Origin of the sequence: Amycolatopsis alba DSM 44262 (assembly GCF_000384215.1) — a bacterium.
In the GTDB taxonomy this organism is placed as follows: Bacteria; Actinomycetota; Actinomycetes; order Mycobacteriales; family Pseudonocardiaceae; genus Amycolatopsis; species Amycolatopsis alba.
Window position 1 is genome coordinate 2,377,148 of the sequence record NZ_KB913032.1, and the last position, 20,954, is coordinate 2,398,101.

Consider the following 20,954-nt stretch of genomic DNA (forward strand, 5'->3'; position numbering starts at 1 on the left):
GATCGAGAACGATAGCGCGTCCTCGGCCAGGTGTACCGGCGACACGCGCTTCGACTCGCCGAGCGCGTACCCTTCGGATCGTGGCGACGGCTCGTGATTCCCGACAGCGACGGCGGATGCGCCGGGACCGGCACGGCCGGGGCCTGCGCGGAGCGCTGTATCCGTCGACCCTTCCCGCCGCCGCTAGCAGGGCAGAGAGGTTCGACGCGCTGGTTTTGGACGCGCTCGAACCGATCGAAGCGCGGTGGCGGCACGAGCTGACGAAGCTCGACGTCGCCGTCGACGACGTCCCCGAAGTTCGCTCGGATGGCGCACCGGCCGGAGTGGACGGCGTGTTGCACGACGGCGCCGTCCCGCTCTCGCGGCTCGTGCCCGCCGGCGTCGACCGCGCCGGCCTCCCGACGCGCGCCCGCATCGTCCTCTACCGCCGCCCCCTCGAAGCACGCGCGAAGGACCCCGGCGAACTCGCGGAACTCGTCCACGACGTCCTCGTGGAACAGGTGGCGGGCTACCTCGGCGTCGAACCCGACGTCATCGAAGGCGACTAGCCACCCTCTCCCCTCCCGCCCCAGCCCTGACCCAGCCCCCGCCCGTCCCTGGGGGGGCGTCCCCAGCCCAGTGTATCGCCGGGCACCGACGGGACCTGCGGAAACGGTGCCGGAGCCCCGAGTTGTCCACAAGGGGATTGGGCTGTGGACAACTCCAGTGCGGGCCAGGCGCGAAGGTTCCCGATGTCGCATCGGGAACACCCCAGCAGGGATCTGAGGTCCCGAGCGTGGCGCTCGGGACATGAGGAGCGACCGAAACCCCGGAGCACCCGAGTCCGAACGTCCTGAAGGTCGCCTTTGAGACGTTGAACGTCTCAAAGGCGACCTTCAGGACACACCCGAGGCACCCGAGCCCCGCGGGCAACCCGAAACCCCGCTAGAGGGTGGGGCGCCGCCGCGTGGGTACAGCGGTCAGCAGCGTGAACAGCACCGCCGCCACCTGAGCCAGCAGCAGAAGGTTCCGCGTGGTCCCCTGATGCTCCACCACCACCTCCGAAGGCGCGGGCGGCACCGAGACCGCCACCTGATGCCCCCACGCCCGCACGATCGGCACCGCCTTGCCGTCCACGCTCGCCTGCCAGCCCGCCTCGAACTCCGCGGCCAGCACGAGCAGCCGCCCGGTCGGCCCTTCCGAGACCCGCACCCGCACGTCCGGCAGCCCGGCCTGCACCGGCGCCACCCCCGGCGACGCACCCGGCGCGCCCTTCCCGGTCACCGCCGCCTGCGCCAGTTCCGGTGAGATCAACGCCACCTGCCCACCGGCGGGCAGCAAACGGAGCACGGGACGCCCGTCGGAGGTCGGCGCCGCCGGAGCGACCAGATCACGCGCGAGTGCGACGAAAGCACCACCATCGGCGCCACTGGGCAGCACGACGTACAGCGCCCCCGAAGCCAACGCCGCCGCGAAGGCCTGCTTGACCGCGTCCGGCGAGCCTTGCAGCAGGTCCCGGCGCCACGAGGCCAGCCGGTCGGCGCTGCCCGGTGTCGGCGCGAGTTCGTCGTCGCCGTAGAACGGCAACCGCCCGCCGGTCTGCCGCACCGGCTCGGCCGAAGAACCCACCGCCAGCACCGAGCGTCCGGTCGCGGCCAGCTCCGCCGAGATCTCCGGAGCCAGCGACGGCCGCTCACCCGACCGCAACGGGCCTTCCCGTCCGCCGACGACCGCACCGGTCGCCAGCGCCAGCAGCACGAGCACCCCGGCAACGGCGGTGACCTTCGTCAGCCACGGCGCGGGCTCGACACTCGTCCCGCCACGCTGCCAGGTGGCCAGCACCGTCCACAGCAACCCCGCGCCGATCACCAGCAGCGGCACCCCGGCGTACCCGGTCGCGTGCGCGCCGCCCGACATCGGCGTCACCGCCACGAACCGCACCGCCACGAGTCCGAGCACACCCAGCACGACGACCGCGACACCGCCGCCCGCGCCCTTCGACGGCCGCACCACCAGCGCGACGATCGCGGCCGCGACCAGCGCCACCCCGATCGGCCACGCGCCGGGACCACCGGGGTCCAGCCCGGCGAGATCGGCACCGGACGCGGCCGTGGTACCACCGCCGAGCCCGTGCAGCAACAGTTCCGGATGCCGCAGCAGCACACTCGGCCACGGCAGCAGCAGCGCCAGCGGCAGGAAGACCACGATGCCCACCGACGCGATCCGCCGCGCGAGCCCGGTCGGCGACGGCAGCACCACGAACCCGATCACCAGCCCGACCACCGCCAGCGCGTGCGCCAGCGGCGAGAAGGCGCCGATCAGCGCCAGCCCGATCGCGCTCAGCGCGGAAACATGCAGCCACCGCGAGTCCGCGCGGACCAGCAGCCCCACGATGCCCGCGATCACCGGCGGCAGCAGCAGATGCACGACGACGACGTCGAGCCGTCCTTGCGCGACCGAAGCGGTGGCCGCCGGAAGCACGCCGTACGCAGCCGCGACAACGGCGCGAACCCAGCGTCGCACGCGAAGGCGCCGAGTGGCCGCGTACGCGCTCAGGGCGGCGAGAGGGATGTCGCCGATCAGCAGGATCGCGACCAGCGCCGCCGGCCCGCCGATCGGGGCGAAAATCGCGCCGAGGGTGCCCAGCACCGGCAGGGTCGCGGGCGCGGGACTCGCCGTCCCGCCCGCGATCGCGTGCCACGGCGCGAGATACGACGCCCAGATCTCGCCGAGCCCGCCGACGGGCAGCAGCTTCCCGCCGAAGAGGTCCAGCCCGAGCCGGGAACCGTTGACGGCGAACGCGAGCGCCGTCAGCACGACCAGCATGAGCACCGGCGGGGCGAGCACGGTCGCCCCGAGCACCCGTTTCCGGTCGACCTCGACGAACACGAGTTCCGGTTCCGGCCGTCGCCCACCGTCCCGCGGCACCGGTGACGGTTTCGGCCCGCTCGCCGTGGGCTTCTCGGGGACCGCGACCGCGACGACCGCGCTGGGCCGCCGCAGGCCAGTCCCCCGCGAGCCGACCCCGCGCATCGCCCCGGCGGGCAGCGCACCGGGACCGACGGGGCGGTCTTGCCCGGCTTCCAGTGCCTCCGGCGGGATCCAAGCCCCTGCCTGATCCGCGCTCTCCGGCACGGTCCCGAGGGCGAAGTCCCGTTCGACACCGCGCCGGACGAGGCCGACGACACCGGCGCGGACCGCGTTGCGCACCCGCGTCATCCGCCCGGTGAACAGGCCTCGGACATCGCCCGGCCGGTCGGTCTTCCGGCGTCCGGCACGGGCCGCGCGCAACCCGCCACGACCGCGCAGCAGGTACCAGGCCGCCGCGAGTTCCGCGCCCGCTTCGCCGGTGCGCCGCAGCAGGAGGAAGGCGAGCGCCCGCAGCGCCGCGAAGACCGGGATTCGAAAAAGACCGAACCAAAAGGACAGCGGGGAGCAATTGACGAGGAACACCCGGAGCCCGTGCGCGCGGTTCGCCGCCGCCAGTGAAAGGCCGAGCGCGGCCGGTTCCCGCTGTCCAGTGCTGAGCGCGCGGGCATGCCGGAGCCGGGCCGACGGTACCGAAAGCACCCGGCCACCCGCGGCGTTGGCGCGCCAGCCGAAGTCGAGATCCTCGCGCAGCAAGGGAAATCCGGGGTCGTAGCCGCCGAGATCGTGCCAGGTTTCCCGGCGCACCAGCGATCCCGCGCTCGGCACCGCGAGCACCGCGGTGTCGTTCTCGTCGGGTGAGATCTGCTGCCGGTGGCCGATGGCGTCCGTCGACAGCCCCGCTTCGACGATGAGCCGCGGGTCGCTCCAGTCCACCGCGAGCGGACCGAGCACCGTCGCCGCGGACTCGTTTTCGGCCGCTGCCAACAGGTTCTCGAGACAGTCCGGCTCCGGTGCGCAATCGTCGTGCAGCAGCCAGAGCCAGCCGCCGGGATCACCCCAGCGTTCGACGGCGTGCTCGACGGCCTCACCGATGGCCGCGCCGAAGCCGACTTCACTCGAAAGCGTGAGGATTCCGTCAAGAACCGGAGCTTCGGCGGCGACGCCTTCAGAGGCGGCCGCTTCAGCGAGGATCTTCGCCGTCCGGTCGGTGGACCCGGTGTCGACGGCGAGCACGTGCCGCGGCCGGACACCGCTGCGCCGCAGCGCGGAAAGCGCCAGTGGCAACCAGTTCTCGCCGTTGTGACAGACCACAATGGCCAGAACGGGGGCCGTGCGCGGCACAGCTGACGCGGCGGTGCGAGACAACGGGCACTCCAGAGGTGGCGGCGAAGTCGACTGCCGCCACCCTACGACGCGACCCTGTCACCCGTTGGTGGCCCCACTGTGTGGAACAAGACAAGACCGTGTGGAACAAGACAAGACGCGGGCAGGAAGCGATCTCCGGCGCACTGGGGGTGCCGGAGATCGCCGTCACACAGCTCGCTTTTTCAGTTTCCTACGCTCGCGTTCGGAGAGCCCGCCCCAAATACCGAACCGCTCGTCATGCGCGAGGGCGTACTCGAGGCACTCGTCCTTGACCTCGCAACCGAGGCAGATCCGCTTGGCTTCGCGGGTGGAGCCGCCCTTCTCGGGGAAGAACGCCTCCGGGTCCGTCTGCGCGCAGAGGGCCCGTTCCTGCCAGTCCTGCTCTTCCGCGGAGGCATCGTCGAAAAGCTCGGTGAGATCGCCCAGTTGCTGCTCCGGGACCTCACCCCAACCCACGACTTGCCCCCATTCCCTTCCATCTGCTTCCAACCGCACGTCCGCCTCCTCGCTGTCCACGCACTCCCCAGGCTGGCGGTGTTGAAACACCATCCGCCGCCCCCTTCCAGCGACGAATGACATCACTGTGATTACACCCGTGTAGTGCGGTCAGGTCAAGCGGAGTAGCGAGTTCGGGGGATACACGGGCCGCATCGCGCAAGGGGACACGCCGAGAACTTCACATCGGGCATACGGAAGACTGGTGGGGTGCAGAGATCAGCAGTGCGGCCCAGCCCGATCTTCCTCAGCATCCTCGGGGTCACCATCCTGGGCGGTGTCCTGGCCGCTTTCGGTGACGCGACCACGATTCCCAGCCAGAAGTACGACCCGCTGATCATCACCGGCGTGGTCCTGCTCGTCGCGGGCGGCTGGATCGCGTCACTGACGCTGCACGAGTTCGGTCACGCGGTCGTGGCGTTCCGCGGCGGCGACCACAGCGTCGCCCACAAGGGTTACCTGTCCATGGACGTCCGGAAGTACACGGATCCGGTGCTGTCCATCGTCCTGCCGTTGGTGTTCCTCATCATCGGCGGCATCCCGCTGCCGGGTGGCGCGGTGTGGATCGAGCACGGACGCCTGCGCTCACGCGGGGTCCAGTCGTGGGTCTCGCTCGCCGGGCCGCTGAGCAACCTGGCCGTCGGGGTGGCGCTGACCCTCGTCGTCGCACTGGTGCCGATGACGAACGGGCTCGTGATCGGGCTCTCGTTCCTGGCCCTGCTTCAGATCGTCACGTTCCTCTTGAACATCCTGCCGATCCCCGGCCTCGACGGCTGGGGCGCGATCGAGCCGTACCTTTCGCCCGGCGCGCGCGCGTTCGGCGCGAAGGCCCGGCCGTGGGCGCCGCTCGCGCTGTTCGCCGTCCTGTGGGGCATTCCGGGAGCCAGCCCGTTGCTCTGGGACGTGTCCTACGCGATCTTCGACACCGTCGGCGGTTTCAAGCTCGCCGCCATGTACGGCCAGGACGCGTTCATGTTCTGGAAGTGAGTTCGCCCTGTGGGTGCTCGGTGAACCACTCGTGCGCCCGTTTCCAGACGCGTTTGAGGCCGGACCGCTCGCCGAGGTAGTCGCCTGCCATGCCGACCACCGGCAGTTTCCCGAGCGCACGGTGGAAAAGACGGCCACGCGGACGCTTCTCCAGTTCCTCGACGATGCCCAGCAGTCCCCGGCCGAGCCGCCACAGCGTGCCCGCGGCGGCCTTCAAGGTGACTTTGCCGTGTTTCTTCTTCGCGTCTTCGAGTTCCTCGGTGAGCTTCGCCGCTTCGTCGTCTTCGGTCGCCTTGTCATGCTCGGCGTGTTTGCCCGCCGCCATCACCGGATCGATGTCGCGTTCGAAGAGCACCCACGCGATCAGCCGGACACGGGCGCCGACGTCGGTCACGCCGTACTCCCCCGCGATCGCGCACAGCAACACCCCCTGCGCCGCCGAGCCGAGCGCGTCCTGCACGGGCAGCCTGTCGGCGAGCGCGCCGCCGATACCGGGGATCGCGGTGACCAGCGCGGTGATCCGGCCGACCCGATTCACCCACCAATGGGTCCGCTGGTAGTTCGACATCTCCGCCCAGGCCGCGGTGCCGGGCACCTTGACCGAGGTGATCCCGTCGAGCAGCTTGTCCTTCAGTCCCGGCTCGACGCCGTCCAGGTCTTCATGACGGCGTCCCCTGGCCTGCAGGCCGAACGGATCCGCGTCCCGCAGCGCGTCGACCATCGGTCCGCAGGCGCGGACGAACGGCCGCAGCACCGCCACGACCTGGCGGTCCGAAATCGCTTCACCCACCGCTGCCTCCCTTCGAGGGCTTCACGGCTTTCGCCGCCATGCCCAGACCGCCGCCCAGCGCCAGCGCTCCCGGCAGGGCCCCGCCGCCGATCAGCAGCAGCGCCCGCCAGTCCTGTATCAGCACCAGATCACCACCGGGGCCGGTCACGCCCATCCCGAGTACCACGAGTACCCAGACGAGTAGCGGAATCACCGAAAAGGTGGGCCGGACCACTTTCGCGGTCGTCCGCACCAGCAGCGGTGTGGTGACGACCGCGAGCACCACGGTCACCGGGAACGGGGCGTCACCGAGTTTCGGCAGCACGATCCCGTCGAGCCGGAGCGGCAGGAAGAACAGTTCGAGCAAGCCGAGCAAGAACGCGTCGAAGGACAGCAAGGCCAGCAGCAACCGCTGCCGCGCGGTGAGCGGTGACGGGGCGGTCACGTCGCGAGTCCACCGAACAGGTCGGCCCCGGCACCCTCGGCCGGTCCGTGCGCGAGCACGAAGTACTCGTCCGTGGTGATCGGCTGCGCGACGTCGTTGCTCAGCGCGAAGTGGTCCGCGAGATGCGGCGGGGCGGGCACGCTGACCTGGGTCTCGTGCGCCCGCAACGCGGCGGCCTTCGCCGGGATGTGCGCGCCGACGTCGAGGGCGGTCGTGATGGTCTCGTCCGGCGTCACCGGCAGTTCGCCGTCTTCCGGGACCCGGAACGCCGAACGCCCGCGGAGGGCGGCGAGCCCGGCGGCGACGGCGGCGCGAGAAGAAACAGTATGGAAGACCCGCTCGACCGACGCGGCCTTCGGCGCCGCCGCCATGGTGATCTCGTGCGCGCGGATGTGATCGGGATGCCCGTAACCCCCGAAAGCGTCATAGGTGACGACGACCTGGGGCCGGACCTCGTCCAGGATCTCCGCGAGCTGGGCCGCCTGCTCGTCGGGGTCGCCGCCGGAGAACGCGCGCGGATGGGCCGCGGACGGCGTCCCCGCCATCCCCGAATCACGCCAGCGGCCGATGCCGCCGAGATAACGGTGCCGGGTGACGCCCAGCGCGGCGCAGGCCGAGGCCAGCTCTCCCGCGCGATAGCCGCCGAGCTGGTCGGAAGCCCACGAGCCGAGCCCGTCGAGGGAGGGCGGGATGATCTCGCCTTCCTCACCGAGAGTGCACGTGACGACAGTCACGTCGGCGCCTTCGGCCGCGTAGCGCGCGATGGTGCCGCCGGTGGTGATGCTCTCGTCGTCCGGATGGGCGTGGACGAGGAGCAATTTGGGCCTATCGGAGATCACGGCTTGAAGACTAATTCGAACACGGCGGGCATTCCTTTATAGGGTGTCGGGAACGGAAGCCCCGAGCACCGACCTTAGTCGGGCGACTCTCGGTTATCCTCGCGCACGTCCGAGGCATGTTTTCCCGCCGAGGGCGCGTTGACACCGTCACGGGCTTTGCGCCGTGACCATATGTACCCCCACGAAGGGCATCTTGGTGAGCACTGAAGCAGCATCGTCGGACCTCGGCGGCGTGTCGGGTTCGGTTCTGTCCATCTCCGACCTGAGCGTCTCGTTCCCGACCGACGACGGCGTGGTCGACGCCGTCAAGGGCATCGGGTTCGACGTCAAGCCTGGTGAGATCGTCGCGGTGGTCGGCGAGTCCGGTTCCGGCAAGTCGGTGACCTCGATGTCGGTGCTCGGGCTGCTCCCGAAGACGAGCCGGATCGCGGGTGAGCTCCGCCTCGGCGACCGCAACCTCGCCGACCTCAAGGAGAAGGACCTCCAGAAGATCCGCGGCAACCAGGTCGCGATGATCTTCCAGGAGCCGATGACCGCGCTGAACCCGGTCTACACGGTCGGCTGGCAGCTGCGCGAAGCGCTCCGCTCGCACCAGGACATCTCGAAGGAAGCCGCCGACAAGCGCGCCATCGAGCTGCTGGAGATGGTCGGCATCCCGAACCCGCCGCTGCGCTTCAAGCAGTACCCGCACCAGCTCTCGGGCGGTCTGCGCCAGCGTGTCGTCATCGCGATGGCGATCTCGTGCGACCCGAAGGTGATCATCGCCGACGAGCCGACGACGGCGCTCGACGTCACCGTGCAGGCGGAGATCCTCGGCCTGCTGCGCAAACTGCGTGACACCCTGAACACCGCGATCGTGCTGATCACGCACGACATGGGTGTCGTCGCCGACCTCGCCGACCGCGTGGTCGTGATGTACCAGGGCAACATCGTCGAAGAGGCGCCGGTGCGCGACCTGTTCGCGTCGCCGTCGCAGGAGTACACCCGCAAGCTGCTCGCCGCGGTGCCGGTGCTCGGCCAGCGTCCCGAGGGCCGCCGCCTGCTCGACGACGAGGGCATCTCCGCCGACAGCGACGAGGCCACGAAGATCGCCGAGGACATCCGGCTCGAAGACTCCGAGCTCGCGGCCGTGATCGAGGAGAGCGCGCCCGCGCTCGAGATCAAGAACCTCGTGCTGGAGTACCCCGGCCGCCGCGGCCAGGCGAAGAACCGCGCGGTGGACGACGTCTCGCTGACCATCGCCAAGGGCGAGATCGTCGGCCTGGTCGGCGAATCCGGTTCCGGCAAGTCGACCGTCGGCCGCTGCGCGATCCGCCTGCTGACCCCGACCGAAGGCACCGTGTCGATCGCGGGCAAGGACATCACGAACATGTCGAACAAGGAGCTGCGCCCGCTGCGCCGCTACTTCTCGATCGTGTTCCAGGACCCGGCGTCCACACTGGACCCGAAGATGACCATCGGCGAGTCGATCGCCGAGCCGATGGTGCTGCACAAGTTCCTGTCCGGCAAGGCCCTGAACGAGCGTGTGACGTCCCTTTTGGACAAGGTCGAGCTCGGCGGCCACTACCGCAACCGGTACCCGCACGAGCTCTCCGGCGGCCAGCGTCAGCGCGTCGCCATCGCGCGGGCGCTCTCGCTCGACCCGGCGCTGCTGATCGCGGACGAGCCCACTTCGGCGCTGGACGTGTCGGTGCAGGCTCGCGTGCTGGACCTGTTCCTCGACCTGCAGCGCTCGCTGCAGTTCGCCTGCCTGTTCATCAGTCACGACCTCGCCGTCGTCGACCTGCTGGCCGACCGCGTCGCGGTGATGCAGTACGGCAAGCTGGTCGAGGTCGGCACGCGTGACCAGGTGCTGCACTCGCCGCGCGAGGACTACACCCGCCGCCTGCTCTCGGCCGCCCCGGTCGCGGACCCGGTGCTGCAGGCCGAGCGGCGTGCGGCCTGGGAGGCGGGCAAGCTCGCTCCGGTGGCCGACTCCCTGTAAGGACTTGAAGGCCCCCTTGCTTGCGCCTGGCGCGAGCAAGGGGGCCTTCACGTACTTGGGGGCGAGTGCGATGCGGGGCAGGGTGGGCTCGACGGTGGAGGGTCGGCTTCGGGTGTCGCGAAAGCCACTTTCGGGACGTCTGATGTCGCGAAAGTGGCTTTCGCGACACCCGGTGCCGCCGGAGTGTTGCGAAAGGTCCCCTCACAAGCCCTGAACAGCGTGAAGGCCCCCTTCCCTCGGCTGAGCCGAGGGAAGGGGGCCTTCACACGGTTAGAGGGCTTTACGCCTTCATCCGGCGCTGCCGCGGGTCGAAAGCGTCCCGCAGGCCGTCACCGATGAAGTTGATCGTCAGCGAGATCAGCACCAGCACGATGAACGGGCCGAAGAACAGCGCCGGCCGGTTCTGCAGCTGCGAGTAGTTCTCGAGGATGACGCGGCCGAGCGAGGTGTCCGGCAGCTGCACCCCCAGCCCGATGAAGGACAGCGCCGCCTCGATCAGCACGGCCTGCGCGACCGCGAGGGTCGCGTTGACCGTGATCAGGCCGACCATGTTCGGCACCAGGTGCTTGAACACGATGTGCAGGGTCCCGGCGCCGGACGCGCGAGCGGCGTCCACGAATTCCCGCTGGGACAGCGACATCGCCTCGGCTCTGGCGATCCGCGCGATCGGCATCCAGCCGAAGGCCGCCAGCACCATCGCGACGATGTACCAGCTGCCGCCACCGAACACCTTCGCCAGGATGGCGGCGGCGGCGATCTGCGGGACGATCAGGAACAGGTCCGTCACCCGCGAGATCGCCGAGTCGGTGAAGCCTCGCAGGTAGCCGGCCATGGCGCCGAAAACGGTGCCGATGGTGGTGGCGACGATCGACACGATGAGCGCGATCAGCAGCGAGTACTGGGTGCCGCGGAGGATCTGCGACACCATTTCCTTGCCGACCTGCGTCGTGCCGAGCGGGTAATCCGCGCTGGGCTTGGCGAAGGAGGGGAAGGAGCTGTCCTCGTAGCTGTGCGGCCAGAAGATCGGCATGATGATGACGGTCAGCACGAGGAGCAGCAGGACCCCCGTGCAGATCATCGCCAGCTTGTGCCGCAGGAACTTGCGCAGGACCAGCTTGCCCTGGCTCCGGGGCTCGGGCAGGGCCTCTTCCGGAAGCGTGCCATCGGCGGACTTGGCGTCTTCCGCCGCGATTAGGGAGTTCAAGTCAGCCAACGCGAATCCTCGGGTCCAGGATGCCGTACATCAGGTCGGCGATCAGGTTGGCGACGATGATGCTGCTGGCGATGAGCACCAGCCACCCCATCATCACCTGGGTATCGCTCTTGATCACGGCTTCGACGAGCAGCTTGCCCATGCCATTCCAGTTGAACACCGTCTCGGTGATGATCGCGCCCGAGAGCACGGCACCGAAGTTGACGGAGAACAGGGTGGTCACCGGGATGAGCGCGTTACGGAAGGCGTGGCGGAAGATGACCCGGCCGTTGGCGAGTCCCTTGGCACGCGCCGTCCGCACGTAGTCCGCGTTCAGCGTCTCCAGCATCGAAGCGCGCTGGAACCGGCTGTAGGCGGCGAAGCTGATCGCCATGATGGACAACGTCGGCAGCAGATACGCGCCGACATAACTTGCCAGGAAACCGCCTGGACCGTTGAAGTTCAGCGATTCCGGGCTCGTGGTGCGGATCCAGGGATTACCGAGCACATCGGACAGTCCCAGGTCCCGGACCCAGCCGTTGAACTGGATCGCGTAGCCCTTCAGCACGATGGCGACACAGAAGATCGGCATCGAGAACAACAGGAAGGCCAGCGTGGTGGCGATGTAGTCGAGGATCGAGTACTGCTTGACCGCCGCGACCACACCGACGAGGACGCCGAGGATGAGCGCGAGGATCTCGGCTCCGACGACGAGCTTCAAGGTGACCTCGAACGCGGCCATCACCTTCGGGAACACCGGGGCCTGCGCGTTGCCCTGCGCGATGGAAACGCCCCAGTCGCCGGTGATGAAGTTGCCGAGCCAAGTGAAGTACCGGGGCACGATGCTCTGGTCCAGGCCGAGCTGCGAGGCCAACTGAGCGATGGCTTCCTTGCTGATGGCCGGGTTGCTCTTCATCTCGGCGAGCGGGTCGCCGGTGCCGGCGACCATGATGAAACACAGAAAGGTCCCGACCAACAGGACGGGGATCGATATCGCCAGACGGCGAAGAATGTAGATCACCAGGTTCAACGAACTGCTCCTCATCCGGGCCTGGTCGCCGAAGTGCTGGACCGCTGCCCGGTTGTCCACGGTAGTGGCGGTAACCCTACGGTCAACAGCTACTTCCGGCGGGTACGGGGGCCCGGCTTGTGGCCGGGCCCCCTACCACCAGGATCGCGTAAGAGAGTGGTGAAAAAGCGGGGCGGAAGCCCTACTTCTTCTGCTCCCACTCACCGGCGTTCCACAGGACACCGTTGTACGACTGCATGTACGTGCGGTCGATGCCCTTGAACGCCCACATGGACGGGGTCTGGAACAGCGGCAGCGTCGCGTACTCGTCCGCGATCGCCTGGTCGGCCTTCTGGTAGCTCTCCAGCTGGACCGCCTCGTCGGTGGCCTTCACGGCCGCCTCGAAGGAGGAGTCGATCGTCGGGTTCGACAGGCCCTGGTAGTTCTGGCTGCTGTCGTCGACACGGGTGATGTAGATCGACTTCTGCTCGGCCTTGAACGGAGCGGCGGACCAGCCGAAGAGCGCGGCGTCGTAGTCGCTGGCCGCGAGACGGCCACCCTTCAGGAAGTTGGCGTCCTGGTCGTCCGTGATCTCGATACCGGCGGCCTTGGCCTGCGAGATGATGATCTCGACGGTCTGCTGACGGCGGGTGTTCTGGTTGTGCGAGATCTTGAACGACGCGCGCTGGCCGTCCTTGGCGAAGATGCCGTCGCCACCCTTGACCCAGCCGGCGTCGGTCAGCGTCTTGGCCGCGGCCTGGGCGCCCAGACCTGCCTTGCTGCTGTACAGGTCCTTGAAGCCCTGCTCGCCCGGCATGAACACGATGCTGTTCAGCGGGGTCGCGTCGGCCTGGACCTCCTTCAGGAGCTTGTCGGTGATCTCCTGGCGGTTGACGACCTCGAAGAACGCCTTGCGCAGGTTCTTGTCCTTGAACATGCGCTTGTAGTTGAGGTCGATGTGCTCGAAGGTCAGCTGCGAGGCCGAACCGTAGGTGACACCCTGGGCGGAAAGGCCCTTCATGGTGTTGGCCGCGGTGGCGTCGGGCTGCGTCGAGGCGGCGATGTCGATCTCACCGTTCTGCAGCGCGGTCGCCATGGCCTTGGTGTCCTCCATCGCCTTCACGACGATCTTGGAGGGGCCACCCTTGCCACCGATCCAGTTCGGGTTCTTCTCCAGCGTGACGGCCTTCTGGTTGGCGTCGAACGCGGTGATCTTGTACGGGCCCGAAGCGGGCATGTCCTCGGCCTTGAAGGCCTTGAACCCGTTGGTCCAGAACTCACCGGCCGCCTTGAGCTGGGCCGCGTCGCTGGTCGGGGTCAGCTTGGTGATGTCGGGGACGTTCGCCCGCTTCTCGACGATGTGCGCCGGCATGATCGCGGTCGAGTTGAACAGACCCTTGTAGTCCAGGTACGGCTCGGTGTACTTGGTCTCGAAGGTCAGGTCGTCCTTGCAGGTCGCCTCGTTGATCAGCTGGTAGCCGGTCGTCGAAGCGGCGAGGAAGGCCTGCTTGCCGTCGGAGGTCTTCGCCTTGCCGGAGTGCGCCAGCCACGACAGGTACATGTCGTCGCAGTCGAACGCCTCGTTGTCCGACCACTTCACGTTCGGCTTGATCTTGTAGACGACGGTCTGCGGCGACTTGGAGGTGACCTCCCAGGAGTCGAACACGTCGTTGTTCAGCAGCACCTTGTTGTTGCCGTCGAGCACATCGGCGCCGGCAAGCACAGAGGTCAGGACGTAGGTGTTGTACGACGTGTTGGTGTCAGGCGTGTCGTTGTTGTAGCCCGAGTACCCGTCGTCGATACCCACCGTGACGGTGCCTTCGTACCCCTTGGTGTCCGCGAGCTTGAAGTTTTCGCCGTTCTGCGCCTTACCGACCGCCATGCTCTTGATGTCGGTCGACGACCCGTTCTGGTCGGAACTACCGCTGTCGCCACCGCTGCATGCGCTCAGCACAAGCGCGGAGGCCGCGACCAGCGACCAGGCGGAGACTGCCTTGGACTTCCTCATGAAGTGTGCCCTCCTAGCACTGGGTTCCTGAGATCGGAACAGGACCCCACACCGCTCCGGTGAGATGGCCCGGAGCCTATGACACGCCAAGCGACACTCATTTGGCGCACTGCGGGTGCACGCTAGAAAGGAAATGCACGAACAGTCACCAGTTCCGGGGCGATCGTGACCAAAGGGTAACTTGCGACCGACATCGAGAAATACAGTGGTTACCTTGAGGAATCAGTCCGCCACTCGAACGTGCCGGGAAAGGTCACCCGCCAGGGGCGGACTCGGACTCGAATCGGCTACTTCGGACCCCTCGTCCAGTTCACCGCCGACCCGAAAGGGCCCACCATAGGAGGACCAGCGGTTACTCCGGAAATACCAGAGCCGATGGCGAGGGTATCGGCCAGCTGGAACAACGGAATGGCAACATTCCGGCGCCACAATTCCGGTTCGAGGGCCGAAAGTGTGTCTGCCACCGGCGTGGTGCCGGTCAGGGCGGCGTCGATCGACGGCTGCAGGGCCGGGTCGCAGAAGCCCAGCGGGTTGCCGGGGACCACGGCCTTGGTCTTGTCGGTGAGCTGATCGGGACGGCAGCCGAAGGTGGACGCCAGCACCGACGCGACGTCCGCGCCCCCGGTGACCTGGCCGATCACCGCGATGTCGATGCCGACGTTGCCCGCGCCCTCCGGGGTCGTCTGCTGGATCCCGTTCAGCACCGGCATGGCCAGCAGCGTCGAAAAGAGCTCCCTCGGCTGCGGTGCGATCGCGTTGACCTCGATCCCCGCGGCCACCAGTTGCGCCGTCAGCTCCTTGGCGATCGTCGCGTACGGCTCCTGTTTGGCGGGCGAGGCGACGACCAGCGAAAGGTTCTTCCCGTTCTTGCGCCAGGTTCCGGCTTCCTTGGTGTAGCCGGCGGATTTGAGCAGCTCCTCGCCTCTGGCCGGATCCGCCGCCGACGGCGGGCCGGGGGCCGGGATCGTCGGCTGGAAGCCGGGGGCGGACGGGACGCGGACCTGGGCGTCGGCGCGGAGTTTCTCCGAGGGGCCGCCCTTCGCCGACTCGGTGATCAGCTTGCCGCGGTCGATCAGCGCGGTGACGCCTTCGCGCACCTTGGGATCCGACAGCGTCGAACTCACCGGCCGCAGGAGGATCTGCGCGACCGTGGGGCGGGCGACCGTGTGCAGCTGGACGGCCGAGCCGAGCTCGCCGAGCCGTTTGAGACCGGTGCCGCCGGTCCTGGTCATCGCGAACTGGTCGTTGCCGCTGCGCAGAGCGGCCAGTGTGCCGTCCTCATCGGCCGCACGGAGCACGATCCGGTCGAGGGCGGAGGGTTTCTCCCAGTAGCGCTCGTTGCGCTCCAGGACGACCTCTCCGCGCGCCGTGTCGAGGCCCTTGATCGAGTACGGCCCGGCGACGGCGGGGAACGTCGTCGCCAGCGCGCCCTGCCACCCGTTCGGGGCGTCCTTGAGCAGATGGGCGGGAAGCAGGTTGCCGAAGAGCGTCTGCCAGCCCGGATACGGCTTGGCGAAGGTGACCTCGACCCGCTTGCCGCCTTCCCGCGATTGGATGTCCGAGATCAGCCGGTAGCCCGCGGGGCCGATGACGCCCGGCTGGTCGCGCATCGCCTCGCGCAGGTAGGCGAAGTCCTCGGCGGCGATCGGCGCGCTGTCGGACCAGGAGGCGTCCGGCCGGATCGTGTACGCGACCGTGAACGGCTGCTGCGAGACGACCTCGGCGGACTTCATCAGGCTCTTGTCCAGCTCGAAGCTGCCGTCGTCCTTCGGGCGGAACACCGACGGGAGCAGCAGCTGCGAGAGCGCCGACGTCACCTGGGAGGCGTCGGCGAGGTTGTGCGGGTTGTAGCCGCCGAGAACGTCGTCGACACCCACGACGACCTGCGAAGGCGTCTTCGTGGTCGAGCTGCTCACCGGTGAGGCCGACGAGCTGACCACCGGCGGGGGCGGGGTGTTGCTGCAGGCAGCGAGGAGCACGGCCGCGCACGCCAGCATGGGCGCCGCTGTGTTCGGTGACCGCACGCCTGGATCCTCCTGGTTTGTCCCTCGCCCCGTCGCCATAGAGCTACCACGCCGGGCATGGCCTCGGCAGCGAGATTCCCATATCGGCCCGGCCGTCGCCCGACCGGATGCCGCCTCCTCCGGTGGACGTCCGGGAGGCCCTCGGGGTTCCTGCCATGGCCGGGGTATTTCGGCACCCGCCGAAACGGGCTCGTCCGGCAATGGGTTCCGCGACCCGGAACATTCCGGAACGGGGGCCGGAATGACGATTCGACGGTGGAAACGATCGTGCTACGGAGTCCTATCCGGACACATTTAGCTGCCTTTGTTTTCGCGTCGGGTGTGATCGAAGTTCTCGGCCCACCCGGCGGCGCGGTACTTTCGCCGCGCCGGGAAGCCGTTCCGGCGTTGTGAACACCGTCCAAAATGGAGAACGGCGTCCCGGCGGAATTGTCGGGAAAGGACTCCCTCTCACAAAGAACACCTGATCGAATACGGTGAGTGACGGATTCTGTCGCCGAAAACGCCGAAGGGCGCCTACTCACAGTGAGTGAGCAGGCGCCCTTCGGCGTCGGTCAGGGAATCAGCCGCGGTTCTTGTTGCGGTTGCGCTCCTTGGCGCGCTGGTTGACGTCCAGCGTGACCTTGCGGATCCGGACGACGTCGGGGGCGACCTCGACGCACTCGTCGACGGAGCAGAACTCCAGCGCCTCCTCCAGGCCCATCTTGCGCGGGCGGGCCAGCGTCTCCATCACGTCGGCGGAGGACTGACGCATGTTGGTCAGCTTCTTCTCCTTGGTGATGTTGATGTCGAGGTCCTCGGCGCGCGGGTTCTCGCCGACGACCATGCCCTCGTACACCTCGGCGCCCGGCTCGACGAAGAAGGTGCCGCGGTCGGCCAGCTGGATCATCGCGTAGGCGGTGATCGGGCCGGAGCGGTCGGCGACCAACGAACCCGAGTGGCGGGTGCGGATCTCGCCGGCCCACGGGAAGTAGCCCTCGAACACGTGGTTCGCGATACCGGTGCCGCGGGTCTCGGTGAGGAAGTCGGTGCGGAAGCCGATCAGGCCACGCGCCGGGAGGACGTAGTCGAGCTTGATCCGGCCGGTGCCGTGCCCGCCCATGTGCTCCATGCGGCCCTTGCGGGCGGCCAGGAGCTGCGTGATGCCGCCGAGGTACTCCTCCGGGGAGTCGATCGACAGGCGCTCGAACGGCTCGTGGAGCTTGCCGTCGATCATCCGGGTGACCACCTGCGGCTTGCCGACGGTCAGCTCGAAGCCTTCGCGGCGCATCTGCTCGACGAGGATCGCCAGCGCCAGCTCGCCACGGCCCTGGACCTCCCAGGTGTCGGGGCGCTCGGTCGGCAGCACCTTGATGCTGACGTTACCGATCAGCTCCTGGTCCAGCCGGGCCTTGACCAGCCGCGCGGTGACCTTGTCGCCGCCGCTGCGGCCCGCCAGCGGCGAGGTGTTGACACCGATGGTCATCGAGATGGCGGGCTCGTCGACGGCGATCCGGGGCAGCGCCTCGGGGTTCTCGACGTCGGCCAGCGTGTCACCGATGGTGATGTCGGGGATGCCCGCGATGGCGACCAGTTCGCCCGCGCTGGCCTCGGTCGCCGGGACGCGGGTGAGCGCCTCGGTGACGAGCAGCTCGGAGATCCGGACGTTCTGGATGCTGCCGTCCTCGCGCATCCAGGCCACGGTCTGGCCCTTGCGCAGGTTGCCGGAGTGGATGCGGATCAGCGCGATCCGGCCGAGGAAGTTCGACGCGTCGAGGTTGGTGACCAGCGCGCGCAGCGGGCCTTCCCGGTCCGCGAAGGGCGGCGGCACGTGACGCAGCAGGGTCTCGAACAGCGGGTCGAGGTTCTCGCTCTCGGGCACCGCGCCGTCGGCGGGCTGCTCGAGGCTCGCCTTGCCCGCTCGCGCGGAGGCGAACACGACCGGCAGGTCGAGGATCGCGTCTAGGTCGGCGTCCTCGATGTCGCCCGCCAGGTCGAGAAGCAGGTCGTGGGTCTCTTCGACGACCTCGGAGATCCGGGCGTCGGGACGGTCGGTCTTGTTGACCACGAGGATCACCGGCAGGCCGGCCTCGAGGGTCTTGCGCAGGACGAACCGGGTCTGCGGCAGCGGGCCCTCACTGGCGTCCACCAGCAGGACGACGCCGTCGACCATGGCGAGGCCGCGCTCGACCTCGCCGCCGAAGTCGGCGTGGCCGGGGGTGTCGATGACGTTGATGGTCACCGGGCCGTTCTCGGTCTCGCGGTGGATGGAGGTGTTCTTCGCGAGAATGGTGATGCCCTTTTCCCGCTCGAGCTCCCCGGAGTCCATCACGCGGTCGACGACCTCGGCGCGTTCCTCGAACGCGCCGGACTGCCGGAGCATGGCGTCGACGAGGGTTGTCTTGCCGTGGTCGACGTGTGCGACGATGGCGACGTTGCGCAGGTCGGGCCGGGTCTTGCCGGACGAGCGGCCGGCATCGACTGCGGTGGCGCTGGCTGCGGGCACGCGAAGGCTCCAAAGGTTTCAAGTTCGGGTGTGGTGCCCGCGCCGGGCCCCGGTCGCTCTACTCACGCGATCGGGTAACGTCGGCCGACTTTGGCCATACGCGGACCTCACCAGCCTACCTGTAGCCGAACTGTGAGCACCCCCACGCCCCAAGATCGGTTAGCCTCACCTAACGTGGACTGCGTCGCCGACGCAGTCCGACGAGGAGCACGAGTGGGCAAGAAACTACCCGACGACCCGCACAAGCTCGTGCGCAAATGGATGAAGTCGGGCAAGGTCAAGAAGAAATGCTGCCGCTCGAAGTCACGATGCGGCAAATGCCCCGTTCTCGCCCTGAAAAAGGCGAAAACGAAGATCGCGAAAGCGGCTTGACCGCATCGTCGGCACTGATCGTCAGTGCACCACCGCCTCGTTGATCAACCGCAGTTCCGGCGCGGTTCTGGTCGGCGAGAACTCGATCACCTCATAGGCGGCCATATGCTTGATCGAAAAGGGGTCGGTCGCGAGGATCGCGTCCAGCTTTCCCCTGGCCATGGGCCTGGTGATGATGACACCACCGATGCGCGGATTGCGCCTGCCGGAGGCGAGGAAAATGCCGTGCTCGTACTGCTTGGTCAGCCAGTCGGCGTGATCCGGGAGCACGTAGTCGATTTCTTCGATAGGGGCCGTATAGGTCAGCATCACGACATACATGAGATGAAGGTAGACCCGGATCTCCTATATGACGGGTGTACTGGATCAGCCGATACGAAGTATTGACGCGACGTGCCCGGAATGAGTGACTCAGCCCTATTTTTTCACTTTGTACGAGATTCTCTGTTCGTACTCGTTCGAACGTGTCCGCCGGACCACTTGCCGGGCCGCGTACCATCGTCGTCATGCGCACGCAGCACGCTTCGTGGTGGCCGCCCTCCGGCGGCCCCGAAGTCCTGCGCTGAACCAGACGAGCGCACCACAGGCCGCCCCACCGGGCGGCCTTTTTCGTGCCCGGACTCCTGGGGCGGCCCGAATCCGGAAGGAAGAAGGCAGATGATCAGGTTGTCCGGGATCACCCCGTCCGGCCACGTCCACATCGGGAACCACCTGGGAGCCATCCGGCGCTGGGCGGACGAAGGCGGGCCGGACGACCTGTACTTCGTCTCCGACCTGCACGCCATGACGAACTCGCACAATCCGGCGAAGCTGCGCTCGATGGCGTCGGAACAGCTGGCCGTGCTGATCGCGGCCGGGATCGAGCCGGACCGCGTGTTCGTGCAATCCGACATAGCCCGCGAGCTGGGCGCCCTCAACTGGGTCCTCGAGTGCACCTGCAACTACGGCGAGGCCGCCAGGATGATCCAGTTCAAGGAGAAGTCGAAGGGCCGCGCCGGGGTCCGGCTGTCCCTGCTGACCTATCCCGTGCTGATGGCGGCGGACATCCTGCTCCAGGGCGCGGACGAGGTCCCGGTCGGCGAGGACCAGCGGCAGCACGTCGAACTGGCGAGAACCCTGGCGAAGCGGTTCAACTCCACCTACGGCGACGTGTTCACCATGCCGAAGGCGGTCCTGCCGCCCGCCGGGGCGCGCGTGATGGACCTCGCCGAGCCGACCCGCAAGATGTCGAAGTCGACGCGGGAGGAGGCCGGGGTCGTCTTCGTCCTCGACGAGGCCGACCAGGTCAGGCGGAAGGTCAAACGCGCGAAGACCGACGGCGGGTCGAAGCCCGCGTACGCGCCGGAGGCCCGGCCAGGGATGGCGAACCTGCTGGACATCCTCTCGGCGTGTACGAAGGAGAAGCCCGAAGTACTCGCCGACCGGTTCGACTCCTACGGCCAGGTCAAAGAGGCTGTCGCCGAGGCGCTCATCGAGGAGCTGCGGCCGGTCCGGGAGCGTGCCCTGGCGCTGCTCGCCGACCCCGGCGAGCTGGAGCGGGTGCGCAAGGCGGGTGCCGTCCGGGCGGCGGAGCGCGGTGACCACCGGCTCCAGTCCGCCCTACGTCTCATCGGTGCCGGTTGAAGGTCCGTGAAGGCCTCCTTCCCTACCCTCAAAGTAGGGAAGGAGGCCTTCACGGACTTGCGAGCAGGGCGCGCAGGGCCGGGAGGAGGATCCGGTCGGCGGGGAGCCAGTCGAGGTCGTCGAGTTCGCGCGCGGTGATCCACCGCACGTCCTTGTGCTCCACCGCCCGCGGCTCGTCCCCCGCGCTGACCAGCGAAGCGGCGTAAATCCGCAGCACCTTTCCCTTCGGCAGCGGAACATCGTCGCCGACCCGGCCACCGACCGTCACGGCGACGTCCAGCTCCTCCAGGCACTCACGCGCCAGAGCGGCCTCGTCGCTTTCGCCGTCTTCGACCCGTCCGCCCGGCAGTTCCCACTGCCCGGCGTGGTCGGCGGGCCAGGCCCGCTGCTGCGCCAGCAACTGTCCGTTCCGCACGATGGCGGCACCCACGATCACCACGCGGCACACCCTACTGAGGCCGGGCCGCCTGCTCGCGTGATCGGACGGACGGCACGCGTGTCCAGACG

At 68.3% G+C, this 20,954-nt stretch carries 17 protein-coding genes; 5 read left to right on the forward strand and 12 right to left on the reverse strand.

Annotation, left to right across the window (positions count from 1 at the left end):
• The first annotated feature begins 116 nt into the window (after nt 1-116).
• Nucleotides 117-548, forward strand: a complete 432-nt coding sequence (locus AMYAL_RS0111100) for a metallopeptidase family protein (RefSeq protein ID WP_005150818.1) — start codon at nt 117-119, stop codon at nt 546-548.
• A gap of 376 nt (nt 549-924) precedes the next feature.
• On the opposite strand, the gene AMYAL_RS0111105 is transcribed toward AMYAL_RS0111100, so the two are convergent.
• Both AMYAL_RS0111105 and AMYAL_RS0111110 read right to left on the reverse strand, forming a co-directional pair.
• Nucleotides 925-4,215 carry a glycosyltransferase family 2 protein gene (locus AMYAL_RS0111105; RefSeq protein WP_026466953.1) on the reverse strand — a complete coding sequence of 1,097 codons (3,291 nt, stop codon included), beginning with the start codon at nt 4,213-4,215 and terminating at the stop codon, nt 925-927.
• A 165-nt stretch (nt 4,216-4,380) separates the two neighbouring features.
• Nucleotides 4,381-4,764 (reverse strand): WhiB family transcriptional regulator, encoded by a 384-nt coding sequence (locus AMYAL_RS0111110; RefSeq protein WP_007028952.1) that lies wholly within the window; start codon nt 4,762-4,764, stop codon nt 4,381-4,383.
• 171 nt (nt 4,765-4,935) lie between these two features.
• Between AMYAL_RS0111110 and AMYAL_RS0111115 the strand changes: the two genes are divergently transcribed.
• Nucleotides 4,936-5,697, forward strand: coding sequence for a site-2 protease family protein (locus tag AMYAL_RS0111115; RefSeq protein ID WP_020631380.1), 762 nt, complete (start codon nt 4,936-4,938; stop codon nt 5,695-5,697).
• Here AMYAL_RS0111115 and AMYAL_RS0111120 read toward each other — a convergent pair.
• From AMYAL_RS0111120 to mshB, 3 genes are read right to left on the reverse strand one after another with little or no spacing between them, the layout of a single operon-like run.
• Nucleotides 5,681-6,487, reverse strand: a complete 807-nt coding sequence (locus tag AMYAL_RS0111120) for a hypothetical protein (protein WP_020631381.1) — start codon at nt 6,485-6,487, stop codon at nt 5,681-5,683. The two genes, AMYAL_RS0111115 and AMYAL_RS0111120, sit on opposite strands and share 17 nt — an antisense overlap.
• The gene (locus AMYAL_RS0111125; RefSeq protein WP_020631382.1) at nt 6,480-6,911 is read right to left on the reverse strand and encodes a hypothetical protein; all 432 of its coding nucleotides are present in this window, start codon (nt 6,909-6,911) and stop codon (nt 6,480-6,482) included. The genes AMYAL_RS0111120 and AMYAL_RS0111125 overlap by 8 nt, the downstream gene beginning before the upstream one ends.
• Nucleotides 6,908-7,750, reverse strand: a complete 843-nt coding sequence (gene mshB, locus AMYAL_RS0111130) for an N-acetyl-1-D-myo-inositol-2-amino-2-deoxy-alpha-D-glucopyranoside deacetylase (RefSeq protein WP_026466955.1) — start codon at nt 7,748-7,750, stop codon at nt 6,908-6,910. The genes AMYAL_RS0111125 and mshB overlap by 4 nt, the downstream gene beginning before the upstream one ends.
• A 196-nt stretch (nt 7,751-7,946) precedes the next feature.
• Here mshB and AMYAL_RS0111135 point away from each other — a divergent pair, with 196 nt between their 5' ends.
• Nucleotides 7,947-9,734 (forward strand): ABC transporter ATP-binding protein, encoded by a 1,788-nt coding sequence (locus AMYAL_RS0111135; protein ID WP_051137520.1) that lies wholly within the window; start codon nt 7,947-7,949, stop codon nt 9,732-9,734.
• Nucleotides 9,735-10,014: 280 nt separating this feature from the next.
• Here AMYAL_RS0111135 and AMYAL_RS0111140 read toward each other — a convergent pair whose 3' ends face one another.
• From AMYAL_RS0111140 to typA, 5 genes are all read right to left on the reverse strand, one after another.
• On the reverse strand, nt 10,015-10,938 hold the full coding sequence (locus AMYAL_RS0111140) for an ABC transporter permease (RefSeq protein ID WP_026466956.1): 924 nt from the start codon (nt 10,936-10,938) through the stop codon (nt 10,015-10,017).
• Between the two features lies 1 nt (nt 10,939).
• The gene (locus AMYAL_RS0111145) at nt 10,940-11,956 is read right to left on the reverse strand and encodes an ABC transporter permease (protein ID WP_026466957.1); all 1,017 of its coding nucleotides are present in this window, start codon (nt 11,954-11,956) and stop codon (nt 10,940-10,942) included.
• 181 nt (nt 11,957-12,137) lie between these two features.
• Nucleotides 12,138-13,943 (reverse strand): ABC transporter family substrate-binding protein, encoded by a 1,806-nt coding sequence (locus AMYAL_RS0111150; protein ID WP_020631387.1) that lies wholly within the window; start codon nt 13,941-13,943, stop codon nt 12,138-12,140.
• A 287-nt stretch (nt 13,944-14,230) separates the two neighbouring features.
• The gene (locus tag AMYAL_RS0111155) at nt 14,231-15,940 is read right to left on the reverse strand and encodes an ABC transporter family substrate-binding protein (protein ID WP_020631388.1); all 1,710 of its coding nucleotides are present in this window, start codon (nt 15,938-15,940) and stop codon (nt 14,231-14,233) included.
• Nucleotides 15,941-16,529: 589 nt separating this feature from the next.
• On the reverse strand, nt 16,530-18,452 hold the full coding sequence (gene typA, locus AMYAL_RS0111160) for a translational GTPase TypA (protein ID WP_020631389.1): 1,923 nt from the start codon (nt 18,450-18,452) through the stop codon (nt 16,530-16,532).
• Between the two features lie 213 nt (nt 18,453-18,665).
• Here typA and AMYAL_RS49860 point away from each other — a divergent pair, with 213 nt between their 5' ends.
• On the forward strand, nt 18,666-18,824 hold the full coding sequence (locus AMYAL_RS49860; protein ID WP_007028942.1) for a hypothetical protein: 159 nt from the start codon (nt 18,666-18,668) through the stop codon (nt 18,822-18,824).
• Nucleotides 18,825-18,845: 21 nt separating this feature from the next.
• Here AMYAL_RS49860 and AMYAL_RS0111170 read toward each other — a convergent pair whose 3' ends face one another.
• Complete coding sequence (locus AMYAL_RS0111170; RefSeq protein WP_020631390.1) at nt 18,846-19,145, reverse strand: YciI family protein; 300 nt, start codon at nt 19,143-19,145, stop codon at nt 18,846-18,848.
• Nucleotides 19,146-19,481: 336 nt separating this feature from the next.
• Here AMYAL_RS0111170 and trpS point away from each other — a divergent pair, with 336 nt between their 5' ends.
• Nucleotides 19,482-20,447: a tryptophan--tRNA ligase gene (trpS, locus tag AMYAL_RS0111175; RefSeq protein WP_020631391.1), complete on the forward strand. Its 966-nt coding sequence runs from the start codon at nt 19,482-19,484 to the stop codon at nt 20,445-20,447.
• Between the two features lie 49 nt (nt 20,448-20,496).
• On the opposite strand, the gene AMYAL_RS0111180 is transcribed toward trpS, so the two are convergent.
• Nucleotides 20,497-20,886: a (deoxy)nucleoside triphosphate pyrophosphohydrolase gene (locus tag AMYAL_RS0111180; RefSeq protein ID WP_020631392.1), complete on the reverse strand. Its 390-nt coding sequence runs from the start codon at nt 20,884-20,886 to the stop codon at nt 20,497-20,499.
• Between the last annotated feature and the right edge of the window lie 68 nt (nt 20,887-20,954).

What these genes read in the sequence shown, in the direction of transcription:
- AMYAL_RS0111110 (WP_007028952.1), bottom strand. Translation starts at nt 4,764, where the DNA reads ATGGTGTTTCAACACCGCCAGCCTGGGGAGTGCGTGGACAGCGAGGAG.
- AMYAL_RS0111155 (WP_020631388.1), bottom strand. Translation starts at nt 15,940, where the DNA reads ATGCTGGCGTGCGCGGCCGTGCTCCTCGCTGCCTGCAGCAACACCCCG.
- AMYAL_RS0111170 (WP_020631390.1), bottom strand. Translation starts at nt 19,145, where the DNA reads ATGTATGTCGTGATGCTGACCTATACGGCCCCTATCGAAGAAATCGAC.
- AMYAL_RS0111150 (WP_020631387.1), bottom strand. Translation starts at nt 13,943, where the DNA reads ATGAGGAAGTCCAAGGCAGTCTCCGCCTGGTCGCTGGTCGCGGCCTCC.
- trpS (WP_020631391.1), top strand. Translation starts at nt 19,482, where the DNA reads ATGATCAGGTTGTCCGGGATCACCCCGTCCGGCCACGTCCACATCGGG.
- AMYAL_RS0111100 (WP_005150818.1), top strand. Translation starts at nt 117, where the DNA reads ATGCGCCGGGACCGGCACGGCCGGGGCCTGCGCGGAGCGCTGTATCCG.